The sequence below is a fragment of the Burkholderia cepacia genome (assembly GCF_001039005.1).
Lineage (GTDB): Bacteria > Pseudomonadota > Gammaproteobacteria > Burkholderiales > Burkholderiaceae > Burkholderia > Burkholderia theae.
Genome location: NZ_LDWR01000018.1, coordinates 106,283 through 121,027 on the forward strand (window position 1 = coordinate 106,283; position 14,745 = coordinate 121,027).

At 70.2% G+C, this 14,745-nt stretch carries 14 protein-coding genes; 8 read left to right on the forward strand and 6 right to left on the reverse strand.

Features of this window, described 5'->3' with window-relative positions:
- Positions 1-155 precede the first annotated feature (155 nt).
- The 8 genes from sctJ (at position 156) to asnB (ending at position 8,515) form a co-directional block, all read left to right on the forward strand.
- Positions 156-1,043: a type III secretion system inner membrane ring lipoprotein SctJ gene (gene sctJ, locus VL15_RS11470; RefSeq protein ID WP_048245596.1), complete on the forward strand. Its 888-nt coding sequence runs from the start codon at positions 156-158 to the stop codon at positions 1,041-1,043.
- Complete coding sequence (locus tag VL15_RS11475) at positions 1,040-1,789, forward strand: SctK family type III secretion system sorting platform protein (RefSeq protein ID WP_048245597.1); 750 nt, start codon at positions 1,040-1,042, stop codon at positions 1,787-1,789. Before sctJ ends, VL15_RS11475 begins: the two co-directional genes overlap by 4 nt.
- Positions 1,771-2,400, forward strand: coding sequence for a type III secretion system stator protein SctL (gene sctL, locus VL15_RS11480; protein WP_048245598.1), 630 nt, complete (start codon positions 1,771-1,773; stop codon positions 2,398-2,400). The genes VL15_RS11475 and sctL overlap by 19 nt, the downstream gene beginning before the upstream one ends.
- Entirely contained in the window at positions 2,397-3,776 is a 1,380-nt protein-coding gene (gene sctN, locus VL15_RS11485; RefSeq protein WP_048245599.1) for a type III secretion system ATPase SctN, read from the forward strand. The genes sctL and sctN overlap by 4 nt, the downstream gene beginning before the upstream one ends.
- The gene (locus VL15_RS11490) at positions 3,769-4,458 is read left to right on the forward strand and encodes a hypothetical protein (protein ID WP_048245600.1); all 690 of its coding nucleotides are present in this window, start codon (positions 3,769-3,771) and stop codon (positions 4,456-4,458) included. The genes sctN and VL15_RS11490 overlap by 8 nt, the downstream gene beginning before the upstream one ends.
- A complete protein-coding gene (sctT, locus tag VL15_RS11495) occupies positions 4,452-5,261 on the forward strand; it encodes a type III secretion system export apparatus subunit SctT (protein ID WP_048245601.1) in 810 nt (269 codons plus the stop codon). The genes VL15_RS11490 and sctT overlap by 7 nt, the downstream gene beginning before the upstream one ends.
- Positions 5,262-5,279: 18 nt before the next feature.
- A complete protein-coding gene (locus VL15_RS11500; RefSeq protein ID WP_048245602.1) occupies positions 5,280-6,311 on the forward strand; it encodes an EscU/YscU/HrcU family type III secretion system export apparatus switch protein in 1,032 nt (343 codons plus the stop codon).
- Between the two features lie 236 nt (positions 6,312-6,547).
- The gene (asnB, locus tag VL15_RS11505) at positions 6,548-8,515 is read left to right on the forward strand and encodes an asparagine synthase (glutamine-hydrolyzing) (RefSeq protein WP_048245603.1); all 1,968 of its coding nucleotides are present in this window, start codon (positions 6,548-6,550) and stop codon (positions 8,513-8,515) included.
- Between the two features lie 58 nt (positions 8,516-8,573).
- Here the strand turns inward: asnB and VL15_RS41905 are convergent, their stop codons facing one another.
- The 6 genes from VL15_RS41905 to VL15_RS11530 all read right to left on the reverse strand — a co-directional run bounded on the left by VL15_RS41905 (position 8,574) and on the right by VL15_RS11530 (position 14,745).
- A complete protein-coding gene (locus tag VL15_RS41905) occupies positions 8,574-8,711 on the reverse strand; it encodes a hypothetical protein (protein ID WP_155420188.1) in 138 nt (45 codons plus the stop codon).
- A 105-nt stretch (positions 8,712-8,816) separates the two neighbouring features.
- Positions 8,817-9,608 carry a lytic transglycosylase domain-containing protein gene (locus VL15_RS11510; RefSeq protein ID WP_048245604.1) on the reverse strand — a complete coding sequence of 264 codons (792 nt, stop codon included), beginning with the start codon at positions 9,606-9,608 and terminating at the stop codon, positions 8,817-8,819.
- The gene (sctR, locus tag VL15_RS11515) at positions 9,605-10,279 is read right to left on the reverse strand and encodes a type III secretion system export apparatus subunit SctR (RefSeq protein WP_048245605.1); all 675 of its coding nucleotides are present in this window, start codon (positions 10,277-10,279) and stop codon (positions 9,605-9,607) included. The genes VL15_RS11510 and sctR overlap by 4 nt, the downstream gene beginning before the upstream one ends.
- A 3-nt stretch (positions 10,280-10,282) precedes the next feature.
- A complete protein-coding gene (sctQ, locus tag VL15_RS11520; protein ID WP_048245606.1) occupies positions 10,283-11,437 on the reverse strand; it encodes a type III secretion system cytoplasmic ring protein SctQ in 1,155 nt (384 codons plus the stop codon).
- Positions 11,438-11,822: 385 nt separating this feature from the next.
- On the reverse strand, positions 11,823-12,221 hold the full coding sequence (locus tag VL15_RS11525) for a winged helix-turn-helix domain-containing protein (protein ID WP_048245607.1): 399 nt from the start codon (positions 12,219-12,221) through the stop codon (positions 11,823-11,825).
- 313 nt (positions 12,222-12,534) lie between these two features.
- Positions 12,535-14,745 (reverse strand): xanthine dehydrogenase family protein molybdopterin-binding subunit, encoded by a 2,211-nt coding sequence (locus tag VL15_RS11530; RefSeq protein WP_048245608.1) that lies wholly within the window; start codon positions 14,743-14,745, stop codon positions 12,535-12,537.

The following is a 14,745-nucleotide window of genomic DNA, read 5'->3' on the forward strand; positions in this document are numbered from 1 at the left end:
GCGTCGCGCGTCGCTTGTTTGGCTCGGCCAAACGGCGCTCCTTGCTTCTTGCACTGCAGCCGGCAAGGCACGTTCGCAAGCCCGTTATGAGCGGGAACAGGCCCTAACTGCGTGCGGGCCGGAACCGGCCTCACGCGCCATGAAGCGGACAAACGATGACGACGATCGATTCGACGCCACGCACGCATGCGTGGCGCAACCGGGCGGCGCGTGCGCTGCTCGCGGGGCTGCTCGTGCTGTTGGCCGGGTGCCAGAAGGAGTTGTACTCGGGCCTGTCGGAGCGCGACGCGAACCAGATGGTCGCGGTGCTCGGCGACGCGGGCATCAGCGCGTCGAAGGACAACGACGCGCGCGACACGTCAGACCGCAACGCGTGGCTGGTGAGCGTCGCGGACGGCGACATGCAGTCGGCGCTCACCGTGCTGCAGGCGAACGGGCTGCCGAAGCCGAGTTATGCGAGCCTCGGCGAGCTGTTCCAGAAGCAGGGCCTCGTGTCGACGCCGGCCGAGGAGCGCGTGCGCTACCTGTACGGCGTATCGCAGGACCTGTCGCGCACGCTGCAGGACATCGAGGGCGTGGTGGTCGCACGCGTGCAGGTCGTGATTCCGGAGAACGATCCACTCGCGGACAAGATCAAGCCGTCGTCGGCGGCCGTGTATATCCGCTACCGGCCCGGCGTCGACCTGCGCGCGATGGCGCCGATGGTCAAGGATCTCGTCGCGCACAGCATCGAAGGGCTGCAGTACGACAACGTGTCGCTGTTCCTGCAGCCGGCCGCCGCGCGCGCGACGCGCGTGGACGGAATCGGCAGCGCGGTGTCGGACATCGTGCGGCTGCGCTCGCCGCTCGGCTGGCTCGTGTTCGCGCTGATCCTGCTGACCGGCGCGGTGATCGTGCTGTCGGCTGCGCGGCGCGGGATGTTCGGCGCGCGGCTTGCCGGATTGCTCGGTGCGCCGCGTGGGTCGAACGGCGTCGGCGGCGCGTCGGCGCAGCAGGCCGGCGGCGGGCTGCGCACGCCGAACGGCGCGCGCGACGGCGCATGAGCGATCCGCGCGCGCTGCCGCCGGGCGACGCACCCGCTCAACCCGACGCGGCGTCGCTGCCGTGGCTGCAGCCGCTTGCGCCGCCGCCCGCCGTGCGGCGCGCGGCGTTTCATGCGCTCGTCTGCGATTTCAACCTGCGGCCCGATCGTTATCTGCACGTGACGCGCGTGCCGGCCGACTGGCCCGCGCGCTACCGTTCGCCGGACGCGTTCGGCGCGGCCGGCCGCAAGCTGCTCGCGCGGCACCTGCTCGATCTGAACGGCGTGGCGGGCCGGCACGACTTCGACGTCGCGAACCCGTGCGCGCGGCTCGCGCTGCTGCCGGGCGCGGCGCTCGAGCAACTGGCCGCGTATGCGGGGCTGCTGCTGCATCGCAACTGGCTGCGCGACGCGCTGGCCGCGCGGCGCATCCGCGCGGAAGTCGCGGCGAGGCTCGGCGGCGATGCGCTGGAACTCGCGCTCGACCGCGCGCCGGAATTCGGCGCGCTCGCCGAAACGCTCGAGCCGTGGCGCGCCGATCCCGCGGCGCTGCCGGTGGTGATCCGTGCGCGCGGCGGGCGGCTGCTCGCGGATTTCATCGGCGTGGCGGGCGATGCGGTCGCGCGGCGCGTGCGCCTGAAATTCAACCGCGCGATCGACGATGAGGCGCCTTACTGGCTGAACCGCGCGCAGCGCGACCAGTTCGGCGAACTGCTGTTCCTGTTTCTGATTCCCGAGAGGCTTGCGTCATGGGATTGGCTTTTCTGATCACGAGCGACAACCTGCAGCTGCTGTCGGAGCGCAAGGTGCTCAAGGAGCGCGAATACGCGGCGCTGCTCGACGCGTCCGCGGTGATCGCGACCGCGCACGACGAGGCCGCGCGCATCGTCGCCGACGCACAGCGCGAATTCGACAAGCGCCAGGCGGCCGGCTACGACGAAGGGATGCGCCGCGCGCAGCGCGAGCAGGCCGCGCAGGCGTACACGCAGGCGCTCGCCGCCACGCGCACGATGGAGACGATGAAGGATGCGATGGCCGACATCGTCGTGAAGGCCGTGCGCGCGATCGTCGGCGAGATGAGCACGCAGACGCTGTACGAGGCCGCGCTGGCGCGGATCGCGCCGCTCGTGCGCGACGAGGCGTTCCTGATCGTGCGGATCGCGCCGGGCCGGAAGGACGAGATGCGCGATGCGCTCGACGGCGCGTTCGCGGGGCAGTCGAACCGGCAGAAGATCCGCATCGTCGAGGACGCGCAGCTCGAACGTCACGCGTGCACGGTCGAGACGCCGTCCGGGCGCATCGATGCGAGCCTCGACCTGCAGATCGATGCGCTGCGTCAGGCGATCCGCCGCGATGCGTTGAAGGGCGCCGCGCGATGAACGCGCCGCTCGACGATCCGCAGCCGTTCGGCAGCGACGACGACGGCGCGCCGTTCGATCGCGGCCGCCTCGTCGGCGAACTCGACGCGGGGCTCGCGTTCTTCTCGCCGGTGTCGGTGCAGGGCCGCGTCAATCACGCGGTCGGGCAGATCCTGAACGCGACGGGCATCCGCGCGCGGCTCGGCGAGATCTGCGAACTGCGCACGCCGAACCAGCCGACGCTGCTCGCCGAGGTGGTCGGGTTTTCGCGGCAGACGACGCTGCTCACGCCGTTGGGCGACGTGGCCGGGCTGTCGCCCGAGACGACCGTCGTACCGTCCGGGCGCGAGCATGTATTCCCGGTGGGCGAAGGGCTGTTCGGCCGCGTGCTCGACGGGCTCGGCCGGCCGCTCGACGATCGCGGGCCGGTGACGGGCGCCGCGTGGGTGTCGACGCAGCAGGACCCGCCGAACCCGCTCGCGCGCAAGATGATCGACACGCCGTTTCCGACCGGCGTGCGCGTGATCGACGGGCTGATGACGCTCGGTATCGGGCAGCGCGTCGGCATCTTCGCGCCGTCCGGCGTGGGCAAGAGCACGCTGCTCGGGATGATCGCGCGCGGTGCGCAGGCCGACGTGAACGTGATCGCGCTCGTCGGCGAACGCGGCCGCGAAGTGCGCGAATTCATCGAGCACAGCCTGTCGCCCGAGGTGCGCGCGCGTTCGATCGTCGTCGTGTCGACGTCCGATCGCCCCGCGATGGAGCGCGTGAAATCCGCGCTCGTCGCGACCGCGATTGCCGAGCACTTCCGCGATGCGGGCAAGCGCGTGCTGCTGCTCGTCGATTCGCTGACGCGTTTCGCGCGCGCGCAGCGCGAGGTCGGTCTCGCGAGCGGCGAGCCGCCGACGCGCCGCAGTTTCCCGCCGTCGACGTTCGCGGTGCTGCCGCGCCTGCTCGAACGCGCGGGGCAGGGCGCGAACGGGTCGATCACCGCGCTCTACACGGTGCTCGTCGAAGGCGACGAGGAGTCGGACCCGATCGCCGAGGAGGTGCGCTCGATCCTCGATGGCCATATCGTGCTGTCGCGCAAGATCGCGCTGGCGAACCGCTATCCGGCGATCGACGTGCTCGCGAGCCTGTCGCGCGTGATGCCGCTCGTCGCGAGCCGCGCGCACCAGCATGCGGCCGCACGCGTGCGCGAGCTGATCGCGAAGTACCAGGAGATCGAGCTGCTCGTGCAGATCGGCGAGTATCGCGAAGGCAGCGACCGGCTCGGCGATCTCGCGCTGCGCGCGCGCGACGCGATCGGCGCGTTCTGCACGCAGGCGTCGGATGAGGACGTGCGCTTCGACGCGCTGCTCGCGAAGCTGACGAAGCTGGCGAACGATCATGTCTGAAGCCGACGACCGCCTCGTGCTCGCGACACTCGCGCGCCTGAAGCGCGTGCGCGAGATGCGCAGCCAGATCGCGCGCGTCGCGGCCGCGCGCCAGCAGGGCATCGCCGCGCAAAGCCGGCGCGCGCTCGAGGCCGCGCACGCGCGGCTCGCCACGCAGGTCGCCGCGAAGGCCGCGATCCAGACGCGGCTCGTCGACGACCTGCGCGAGGCGCGCGCACTGCAGAACGCGGCCGCCGACACACGCACGTTCGACCGGCATATCGGCACCGCGAACGCGTCGGTGAGCGAGGCCACGCACGTGCATCGCGGCCACGAGACGACACTCGCCGACCTGCAGCGCGCCGCGCGCAAGGCGAAGGCCGCCGAGGACAAGCTCGACAAGGCCGGCGAGAAGGCGCAGCATGCGCGCGCCGCGCGGGTCGAGCGCGATGCCGACGAAGTCGCGGACGGGTACGCGGTGCGGCGCTTCGCGACGCCCGGTGCATGGGCGGCCGGGGCGAGCGACGCGTCCGGCCACGCTGCGCCACCGGAAGCGGCCGCCGCGTTCGACGCGGCGATGGCCGCGCCGCCGGCCGATGCGGAAACCGGCGCGGCCGGAATGGCCGATGCAGCCGATGCAGTCGACCCAACCGATGCCGCCGACGATGCCGCACCGCCCGCTGCCGCGGAGCGTCGATGCTAGACCAGGCTGCGGGTTTCAACGATGTCGCGGGCATGCTGCGGCCGCTGCTCTACGTAATGCCGCGCCTGTTGCCGATCATGTTCGTCGTGCCGGTGTTCAACGAGCAGATCATCACGGGCCTCGTGCGCAACGGGATCGCCGTCGTGATCGCCGCGTTCGTCGCGCCGGCGATCGACTCCGCGCAGGTGGCCACGCTGCCGTTCCTGATGTGGTGCCTGCTCGTCGCGAAGGAAGCGGTGGTCGGCATGCTGCTCGCGGGCGCGTTCAGCGCGGTGCTGTTCGCGATCCAGGGCGTCGGTTACCTGATCGACTTCCAGACCGGCAGCGGCAGCGCCGCGTTCTTCGATCCGATGGGCGGACACGAGGGCGGCCCGACGTCGGGCTTCCTCAATTTCGTCGCGATCGCGCTGTTCGTCACCGCGGGCGGGCTGCAGGTGCTCGTGCAACTGTTCGCGCAGTCGTACGCGTGGTGGCCGATCGGCTCGCTCGGCCCCGATTTCTCGTCGATGCTGCAGACCTTCATCGTGCGGCAGACCGACACGATCTTCGAATGGATGGTGAAGCTCGCCGCGCCGGTGACGATCGTGCTGGTGCTCGTCGAGCTCGGCATCGGCCTCGTCGGGCGCGCGGTGCCGCAGCTCAACATCTTCGTGTTCTCGCAGCCGCTGAAGAGCGCGCTCGCGCTGCTGATGATGGTGCTGTTCCTGCCGGCGGTGTACGCGTCGCTGCATTCGCTGCTGAGCCCCGACAGCGGGCTGATGGCGCTGTTGCACGCGCTGTTCGCCGCGCACGGCGGCGGCTGAGCGCACGGCGGAGCCGACATGGCCGAAAAGGACCAGAAGCCGACCGCGAAGCGCCTGCGCGAGGCACGCGAGAAAGGCGATGTACCGAAGAGCGCGGAAACGATTTCGTCGGCGTTTTTCGTCGGCGTGTGCGTCGCGCTCGCGGTTGGAATCGGTTCGCTGTTCGGGCGGCTGCAGGCGCTGTTCCGGCTCGTGTTCGATGCGACCGGCGCGGCCGACCCGTCCGCGCGCATCGCGGTGCTGATCGACGGCGCCGCGCGCGACTGGGCGACGCTGTCCGCGCAGATCGTCGCGGCCGGGCTGCTGGCGGGCCTGCTCGCGGGCTTCGTGCAGGTCGGTGGCGTGATGGCGTGGAGCCGCCTCGTGCCGCAGCTGTCGCGGCTCAATCCGGCCGAGGGGATGAAGAACCTGTGGTCGATGCGCAACCTCGTCAATCTCGTGAAGATGCTGCTGAAGACGGTGCTGCTCGTCGCGACGCTCGGCTGGCTGATCTTCGAGTCGCTCGACCCTTCCGTGCAGTCGGGTTTCACGCGGCCGATCTCGATCCTCGCGCTGATCGTAAAGCTGCTGATGATGCTGTTCGGCTGGGCCGCGCTGATCTATATCGTGATGGCGCTGATCGACATCGTGCATCAGCGGCACGAGTTCAACCAGAAGATGAAGATGTCGATCGACGAAGTGCGGCGCGAGCACAAGGAAGACGAAGGCGATCCGCATATCGAATCGAAGCGCCGGCAGCTCGCGCGCGAAGCGCAGTTCGCGTCGCTGCAGGACCGGATCGGCTTCGCGTCGGTGGTCGTCCATTCGCCGCGCGTCGCGGTCGCGCTCTATTACGGCGGGATCGGCACGCTGCCGTGGGTGCTCGCGCGCGGCGAAGGCGAGGCGGCCGAGCGGATCGTGCGTGCCGCGCGCGACGCGCTGCGCCCGACGCTCGCGAACGTCGGGCTCGCGCAGGCGCTGTACGAATCGACGCCCGAAAACGGCACGATCCAGCAGCAGCATTTCCGCGAGGTCGCGCAGTTGCTGAAATGGGCGACCGGCGCGGGTTGACGCGCGCCGCGCCGTGCCCGTCCGCATGCCTTCCTTGTTCCCATTCGATATGGCCCCTTTGCGTGACCCTGCGCGCGGCACTTGACGTGATTTATTTTTTCGGCATTCACGTGAATTCACCGGTGAATTATTGCTGAATTATTTCTTCGTAATATGGCTCGATCGTCACGCCGGACGGCGGGCCGCGAGGTTGCGCCATGTGTGACGGAACAGGTCAACAGGGGCGAACAAATCAAATGTGCGGAATCGACGGCTTCTTGAATAGCGTCGCCTTCGATGAGGAGACAGCGCGCGGCACGCTCGCGCGCATGACGGCGAGCCTTGCGCATCGCGGGCCGGACGGACAGGGGATCTGGGTCGATCCGGAGGCCGGCATCGCGCTCGGCCACCGGCGGCTTGCGATCGTCGACCTGTCGGCCCACGGCCGGCAGCCGATGGCGTCCGCGTGCGGTCGTTATGTCATGGTCTTCAATGGCGAAATCTACAACCATCGCGAACTGCGCGCGGAGCTGGAGCGCGCGGGTCGCGCACCGGCGTGGCGCGGCCACTCCGACAGCGAGGTGCTGATCGCGGCGATCGTCGCGTGGGGCGTCGAGGCGACGCTGCGGCGCGCGACCGGCATGTTCGCGTTCGCACTGTGGAATCGCGCATCGCGGGTGCTGACGCTCGCGCGCGACCGGATCGGCGAGAAGCCGCTCTATTACGGCCGGATCGGCGACGCGCTCGTGTTCGCGTCCGAGCTGAAGGCGCTGCGCGGTTATCCGGGCTTCGACGGCACGGTCGATCGCGACGCGCTGTGTCTGTACCTGCGCCAGTCGAGCGTGCCGGCGCCGTACACGATCTATCGCGGCATTCGCAAGCTGCCGCCCGGCACGTTCATCCAGTTCGAGCATGCGCGCGACACGCCGCGCCTGCGCGCGTACTGGACGCTCGAACAGGCGATCGAGAGCGGCCGCGCGCAGCCGTTCGAGGGCAACGCCGAGGACGCCGTCGGCCAGCTCGACACGGTCCTGCGCCAGGCTGTCGCGCGGCAGATGGAGGCCGACGTGCCGCTCGGCGCGTTCCTGTCGGGCGGCGTCGATTCGTCCGCGATCGTCGCGCTGATGCAGGCGCAATCGGCGACGCCGGTCGACACGTTCACGATCGGCTTTCACGAAGCCGGTTACGACGAGGCCGGTTATGCGAAGGCCGTCGCGCGCCATCTCGGCACGCGGCACACGGAGCTTTACGTAACCGCCGACCATGCGCTCGATGTCGTGCCGAAGCTGCCGTCGATATACGACGAGCCGTTCTCCGATGCGTCGCAGATTCCGACCTTCCTCGTGTCGGAGATGACGCGCCGGCACGTGAAGGTGAGCCTGTCCGGCGATGGCGGCGACGAGCTGTTCGGCGGTTATACGCGCTACTTCCTGACGCCGCGTCTGTGGCGCAAGCTGCATCGCGTGCCGGCCGCCGTGCGCGCGCGGATCGCCGCCGCGCTGCATGCGCTGCGGCCCGATCACGCGGACCAGCTCGCGGCCGTCGCGCAGGGTGCGTGGGGCGGCGTGGAGGCGCGCGAATCGGCGGCCCGCATAGGCGATCGCCTGCACAAGCTCGGTCACGTGATGACGGCCGAGAGCCGGATCGGCCTGTACCGGCTGCTGATGTCGTCGGTGCATCATCCCGAGCGTCTTGCGCTGTCGGGGCAGGAGCCGCCGACGCCGCTCGACACGGTAGCCGCGTGGCCCGCGCACCTGAGCTTCGCCGAGCAGGCGATGGCGATCGACACGCTCACGTACTTGCCGACCGACATTCTCGCGAAGGTCGATCGCGCGGCGATGGCCGTGAGCCTCGAGACGCGCATGCCGTTCCTCGACCATCACGTCGTCGAATTCGCGTGGCGCGTGCCGGCGTCGGTGCGCTTGCCGGAAGGGCAGTCGAAGGCGCTGCTGCGCCGGCTGCTCGACCGCTACGTGCCGTCCGCGCTGATCGACCGGCCGAAGCAGGGCTTCTGCGCGCCGGTCGACCACTGGCTGCGCGGCGCGCTGCGCGACTGGGCCGAGGCGCTGCTGCGGCCGTCGCGGTTGCGCGAGGAGGGCTTCTTCGACGCGGCCGCGGTCGAGCGCCTGTGGCGGCAGCACCAGACCGGCCGGATGAACTGGCAGCACCAGTTGTGGACGGTGCTGATGTTCCAGTCGTGGCTGGAGGCGCAGCGCGCGGGGTGACGCGGCGCGCCGCGGGTGGTCGGGGTTTCCGGCCTTCCGGTTGAAATTCCGCCGGCATTCAACCGACGTTGGGCGGCGTGCCGATCGTCAAATCGCCGGGATCGCCGCCGGCCGGCGGATCGCGCTGCAGGATCCCGCTCGATGCACGCGTATCCTGCCCGCCGTGCGACATCGCGCGAGGGGTGGCGTGCGACATTCGGGTGGCCCCGCTACGAGACGTGCGGCGCGATCGGGATCGAAACTTCGACCTGCTGCTGATGACGATGACGACGGCGCGCGCGCTCGCCCGCGCTGTACCCGTTCACTGATCGAGACACCGCACGCACAGCCGCTTCGCCTGGTTTGCCGGCAATCCGTGGCACATCATCATCACCGGGCGCGCATGGCACGACGGCGCATCGGCGGATGCGGCGGGCGATGCCAGCCGGCGCGCGCGTTCGGGCGGCGTGGTGGCGGCGGCTTCCATTCGCCGCCGGCGCTCGGGCGGCGGCGTGTCGCTCACGACGGGAATCGGTTCGATGCCGCCTTCGCGCGCGTTGCGCTGCGCGCTTGCGACGACGCGGCTCACGTAGCCGCTCGAGAAGCCCGTCGTGAAGTTGCCGCTGTAGTAGCACGACAGCGCCGCGCGCAACGCGGCCTGCGTCGCGCGGCCGGTGCCCGACGAGCGCGCGAAGCATTCGGTCAGGATCGCGCCGCCGGCCTGCAGGTTGCGGCACGGCTCGAACATCGTCGCTTCGTCGAGCCCGTATTTCGAGAAATTGCGTTCGTTCACCTGCGCAAGGCCGACGCTGTAGCTGAAGCCGCGCGACGTGAGTTCGCGCGCGGTCGCGCGGGCCTCGTCGAGCGATGTGGGCTGGCGCGTCAGGTGCCCGCCGACCACGCCGATCGCATAGGGATTGAAACCCGACTCGGTGCGCACGAGCGCGGCGAGCGTGTCGGGATCGACGTTCGGCGCGCAGGCGCGTGCGAGTTGCGCGAAGCCCGCGCCGCTGGCCGCCTGCGCGATGCGCGGCTGCATGCCGGCGAATGCGAGCGCGAGCCCGGCCAGCGCGCACAGGCACGCGGCGGCGGTGCGCAGGCCGCGCGCGTTCATCCCGGGCCCGCCACGCGGTAGGACATCACGAGCCCGTGCACGAGCAGCGACCAGCCGTCGAGCGCGACGAACAGCAGCAGCTTGAACGGCACCGAGATCGTCGTCGGCGAGATCATCTGCATCCCGAGCGCGAGCAGGATGTTCGCGACCAGCAGGTCGACGACGATGAACACGATATAGATCACGAAGCCGATCTGGAACGCCTTCGTCAGCTCGGCGAGCGTGAAGCTCGGCACCAGCACGAGCAGGTCGTCGTCCTTGATGCCGTCCGCGCGATTTTTCGGCCAGACCGACGTCGCAGTGCGCACGAAGAATTCGCGGTCGCGCTGCCGCGTGTGCGACACGAGGAAATCCTTGATCGGCGGCAGCGCGGCATCGGCGAGCGCGCCGATGTCGGCGGTCGACAGTTGCCCCGATGCGTCGAAATGGCGGGCCTGCAGCGCATCGCGAATCGACATCCCGACTGGCGCCATGATGAACAGCGACAGGATCAGCGCGATGCCGTTCAGCACGAGGTTCGGCGGCACCTGCTGGATCCCGAGCGCGGAGCGCAGGAGGCCGAGCACGACCACGAGCTTCGTGTAGCTCGTCACCATCAGCGCCGCGAACGGCGCGACGCCGAGCGCGGCGATCACCGCGATCAGCGCGACCGGATTCGGCAGGTTGCCCATCGCTCAGCGCTCGCGCGGCGCGGGTTGCGTCAGCGTGACGACACGCACGCCGAGCTTCTGGCCGACCGCGATCAGGTGGCCGGTGCCGATCAGCATCCCGTTCGCGACGAGATGGATCACGCTCTGGTTGATCCCTTGCTGCAGCTCGATCACGGCGCCCGGCTGCAGCGCGCTCAGCTCGCCGAGCGGCATCGACGTGGGCGGCAGCTCGAAGCGCAGGTCGACCGCGAGGCCGTCGAGCGTGCGTGGCGCATCGGCGGGCGGCGCGTCGTGCGTCGTCGCGGGCGTGGTGTCGGTGCGGGTCGGTTCCAAAGGCATCTCCCTGATTCGTTCGACGGTCAGCCGGTTACCCGACGGCCGCCCGGTGATCTCCCATGCCGGCGCGGCTGGCAGCCGCGCGACGCACAGCAGGTTCTGCTCGTGCGCCTGCCAGCGTTCGATCGCGATGATGTCGCCGCCGACGACGTCGGCCAGCTCGGCCGTCGTCAGCTCGGTGCGGCCGATCTCGAACACGAGCGGCACGGGCAGGTTCGCGTAGACCGCGCGCGCGTCGGCAAGCGCGGCCGGCGCCGCCGAGAAGAACACGGCCAGCGCATCCGGCGCGTCGAACAGCAGCGCGCCGTGGCAGCGCCATGCGCCGTCCGTGCGCCGCAATTCGAAACGCAGCGCGGCCGGCAAAACGCGCCATGCGGGCGCGTGCTCGGGCGGTGGCAGCAATTCCACGCGCTGCCGCGTCGCGGCCTGCAGCACGCCCGCGAGCGGTGCGCACAGGTCGGCGAGCAGCGCCGCGCGGATCACCGCGGGCACGGCCGGATCGGCCGCGTCGCCCAGCCATTCGATTTCCGCGACCGGATCGATCCACAGCGTGCCGGCGGCCGGGCCGACGACGAAGCGGTACGCATGCGCATCGGCGGCCGGCTCGGCGTCGACGCGCCAGCGCACTTCATACGCGTGCTCGCCGAGCGTGACCGGAACGGCGTCGGTCGCGCCGTACGCGTGCGACAGCCCGCGCGCGGCGGCGGCGGACAGGCGCGGCAGGTAGGGCGACGCGTCGAGCGCGACCGCGGCCGGCGCAGCGGCGGGCGGCGCGGAAGCAGCGGGCATGGCCCGGTTCGCGGCATCGCCGGCGTCGGCATTCGTCAGGAACAGCGCAGGCACGGCGGGATCGGGGCGAATTCGGCGTTGGTTCGACGGGTTGTTCTGGGGCCGGTGGCGTGGAGGGGCACGCGGCTGCTGCGTCGATTGTAGGGACGGCAATGGCCGCGTGCCGCGCCTGAATCCGTAGTCGTGCGCATCGCGCGGCGGCACGGGGAGCGGGGCGCTACGAAGCGCGATGCAGCGGGATGTGTGGCCGCCTGTGCGGCAGCGAGCGACCAAAAGCGACCGCCGCCCGGAGGCGGCGGTCGGGTCGCGACTGGCTGGCGGGCCGGGCGGCATGCAGGCCGCACCCGGCTGGCGGGCCGCGAGGCGCTGCGCAACGGCGCAGCGCGGTGGGGGGAGCGTTGCAGGCGCGCCGCGGGCAGGCGTCGCGCGGGGTAAAGCGTCAGGCGTAGTCGGCGGCCATCACGGCTTGCGGCGCCGCACGCAGGATCGGCGCCGCGTCGTGGCGCTCGACGTGCGTCATCGCCGCACCGAACAGCACGAGGCGATAGCCGACCGCGTAGATCGGGATGATCCGCAGGTTCTTGTCGTGATCGAGTTGCAGCTTCGAACGGATACGCGAGATATGGGTGTCGAGCGTGCGCGACGATACGCCCAGCTCGCGGCCCCACACGGCTTCCTGGATTGCCTGCCGCGGCACGATCTTGTTCATGTTGTCGAGCAGGAATTCGACGACGTCGAATTCGCGCGGCGTGACGTCAATGATTGTGTTGTCGATTTCGATCGTGCGGCGCACGAAGTTGATTTTTATGTTGTCGATGTACAGATATTTGCAATCCATGGTGGCCCTCGCATGTCCATAAAGGAGTGTTTGCCAGCCATGTGCAGCAACTTTCGGGCCAGGAGGAGGATTGTCACGAATCGACAGCGGATGGCGCTGCGGCAGGCGGCGCGGCGGCCTTGAATTTAAAAGAATTTTTAACGAGCGGCGTGGCGCGAGTGCGGAAAGGGTCGGAGCAATATTGAAGGATTGTTACGTAGCATCGGCGGGCGACGTTACGGGCGTTACGTCTGGCGTAACGTGCGGGGGGCGGTGGGATTCGGGGGCCGGCCGCGAGACGTCTCCATCCCGCGGCCGGCGCATCACCCAGCCGTCAAGCCTTCGCGCTATCCGCCGAATCGAACGGCAGCACGTAATGCCGCTTGCCGGTCGCCGCGAAGATCGCGTTCGCGACCGCCGGCCCGACCGGCGCGACGCCGGGCTCGCCGACCCCGGTGGGTGCCTCGGCCGACGGCACGATATGGACCTCGACCTTCGGCATCTCCGCCATGCGCAGCACGTGGTAGCCGTCGAAGTTGCGCTGCTCGACGTGACCGTCCTTCAGCGTGATCGCGCTGTGCATCACCGCGCCGAGCCCGAAGCCGATGCCGCCCTCCATCTGCGCGGCGACGATGTCGGGATTGATCGCGATCCCGCAGTCGACCGCGCACACCACGCGCTCGACCTTCACCTTGCCGTCCGCGTCGACCGACACCTCGGCCACCTGCGCGACGTAGCTCTTGAACGCCTCGGCCACCGCGATCCCGCGCCCGCGGCCCTTCGGCAGCGGCTTGGCCGGATCCCAGCCGGCCTTCTGCGCGGCCAGGTCCAGCACCGCGCGCATGCGCGGCTCCTTCGCGAGCAGGTCGCGGCGGAACGCGTACGGGTCCTTGCCGGCGGAGTGCGCGGCTTCGTCGATGAACGCCTCGACCGCATAGGCCGTGTGCGAGCTGCCGACCACGCGCCACCACAGCACGGGCACGCCCGTCTTCACGGTGGCGAGTTCGACCGACACGTTCGGCACCGCGTACGGCAGGTTCGCCGCGCCCTCGACCGACGTCGCGTCGACGCCGTTCTTGACCATGAACGCTTCGAACGGCGTGCCGGCGAGGATCGACTGGCCGACGATCCGGTGACGCCAGCCGACCAGCCGGCCGTCCGCGGTCAGTCCCGCGTCGAGCTTGTGGAAGTACATCGGCCGGTAGAAGCCGCCCTGGATGTCGTCCTCGCGCGTCCACTGCAGCTTGACGGGCTTGCCGTCCGCGCCGAGCGCCTTCGCGATCGACACGGCCTCGACCACGTAGTCCGACCACGCGTTCGCGCGCCGGCCGAAGCTGCCGCCCGCGTACAGCGTGTGGATCTGCACCTGCTCGGGCTTCAGGCCCGCGACCCGGGCCGCGTTGGCCTGGTCGACCGTCTGGAACTGGTCGCCGGCCCAGATCTCGCAACTGTCGGCCGTCAGCTTGATGACCGCGTCGAGCGGCTCCATCGGCGCGTGCGCGAGATACGGGAATTCGAACGTCGCGCTGAGCTTGCGCGCCGCGCCGGCGATCGCCGCGTCGGCATCGCCGTCCTTGCGCGCCGACGTGCCCGGCTTGTCGGCGAGCTGCCGGTATTCGCGCATGATCTCGTCCGAGCCGCGTTTTTCGGCGTTTGCCTCGTCCCATTCGACCTTCAGCGCGTCGCGGCCCTGCTTTGCGGCCCAGAAGCCCGTCGCGACGACCGCGACGCCGCCCGGCACCTGCACGACCGACACGACGCCCGGCACGGCCTTCGCGGCCGTCGCGTCGAACGACTTCACCGTCGCGCCGAAGCGCGGCGGGCGCTGCAGCAGCGCGACGCGCATGCCGGGGAAGGTCGTGTCGAGCGTGAAATGCGCGGTGCCGTTCGATTTCGCCGAGGCGTCGACGCGCGGAATCCGCTGACCGATCAGCTTGAAATCGGCCGGCTGCTTCAGCGCGACCTTGTCCGGCACGGGAAGCTTCGACGCATCGGCGACGAGCGTGCCGTACGCGGCCGTCTTGCCGCTCTTCGCGTGCGTGACGACGCCATCCGCCGTCGTCAGCTCGCCGGCCGGCACCTTCCAGCGGGCCGCCGCGGCCGACACGAGCATCGCGCGGGCCTTGCCGCCCGCTTCGCGCAACTGCTGCCACGAGTTCGCCATGGCCGAGCTGCCGCCCGTGCCCTGCATCGTGCCGAACGCGAGGTTCGCATAGCGTTTCGCATCGGCCGGCGCGCTTTCGACGCGCACGCTCGACCAGTTGGCGTCGAGCTCCTCGGCGACGATCGTCGCGATGCCCGTATACGCGCCCTGGCCCAGTTCGACGTGCTTCGCGATGACCGTGACGGCGCCGTCGGGCGTGATGCGCAGGAACGCGTTCGGCGCGAAGTCGGTGGCGGGCGCGGTGGCGGCCAGCGCGCGGCGGCCGAGGCCGGCCCATTCGAAGCCGATGGTCAGGCTGACGGCGGCCGCGGCGCCCGCGGCCTTCAGGAACGTGCGGCGCGACGGCCGTACCGAACCGGTGTTGTCGAGTTCGATCGTCAT

Excerpts from the sequence above, each read along its gene's own strand:
- sctJ (WP_048245596.1), top strand. The coding sequence starts at position 156 with ATGACGACGATCGATTCGACGCCACGCACGCATGCGTGGCGCAACCGG.
- VL15_RS11475 (WP_048245597.1), top strand. The coding sequence starts at position 1,040 with ATGAGCGATCCGCGCGCGCTGCCGCCGGGCGACGCACCCGCTCAACCC.
- sctL (WP_048245598.1), top strand. The coding sequence starts at position 1,771 with ATGGGATTGGCTTTTCTGATCACGAGCGACAACCTGCAGCTGCTGTCG.
- sctN (WP_048245599.1), top strand. The coding sequence starts at position 2,397 with ATGAACGCGCCGCTCGACGATCCGCAGCCGTTCGGCAGCGACGACGAC.
- VL15_RS11490 (WP_048245600.1), top strand. The coding sequence starts at position 3,769 with ATGTCTGAAGCCGACGACCGCCTCGTGCTCGCGACACTCGCGCGCCTG.
- sctT (WP_048245601.1), top strand. The coding sequence starts at position 4,452 with ATGCTAGACCAGGCTGCGGGTTTCAACGATGTCGCGGGCATGCTGCGG.
- VL15_RS11500 (WP_048245602.1), top strand. The coding sequence starts at position 5,280 with ATGGCCGAAAAGGACCAGAAGCCGACCGCGAAGCGCCTGCGCGAGGCA.
- asnB (WP_048245603.1), top strand. The coding sequence starts at position 6,548 with ATGTGCGGAATCGACGGCTTCTTGAATAGCGTCGCCTTCGATGAGGAG.
- VL15_RS41905 (WP_155420188.1), bottom strand. The coding sequence starts at position 8,711 with ATGTCGCACGCCACCCCTCGCGCGATGTCGCACGGCGGGCAGGATACG.
- VL15_RS11510 (WP_048245604.1), bottom strand. The coding sequence starts at position 9,608 with ATGAACGCGCGCGGCCTGCGCACCGCCGCCGCGTGCCTGTGCGCGCTG.
- sctR (WP_048245605.1), bottom strand. The coding sequence starts at position 10,279 with ATGGGCAACCTGCCGAATCCGGTCGCGCTGATCGCGGTGATCGCCGCG.
- VL15_RS11525 (WP_048245607.1), bottom strand. The coding sequence starts at position 12,221 with ATGGATTGCAAATATCTGTACATCGACAACATAAAAATCAACTTCGTG.
- VL15_RS11530 (WP_048245608.1), bottom strand. The coding sequence starts at position 14,745 with ATGACGATCGAACTCGACAACACCGGTTCGGTACGGCCGTCGCGCCGC.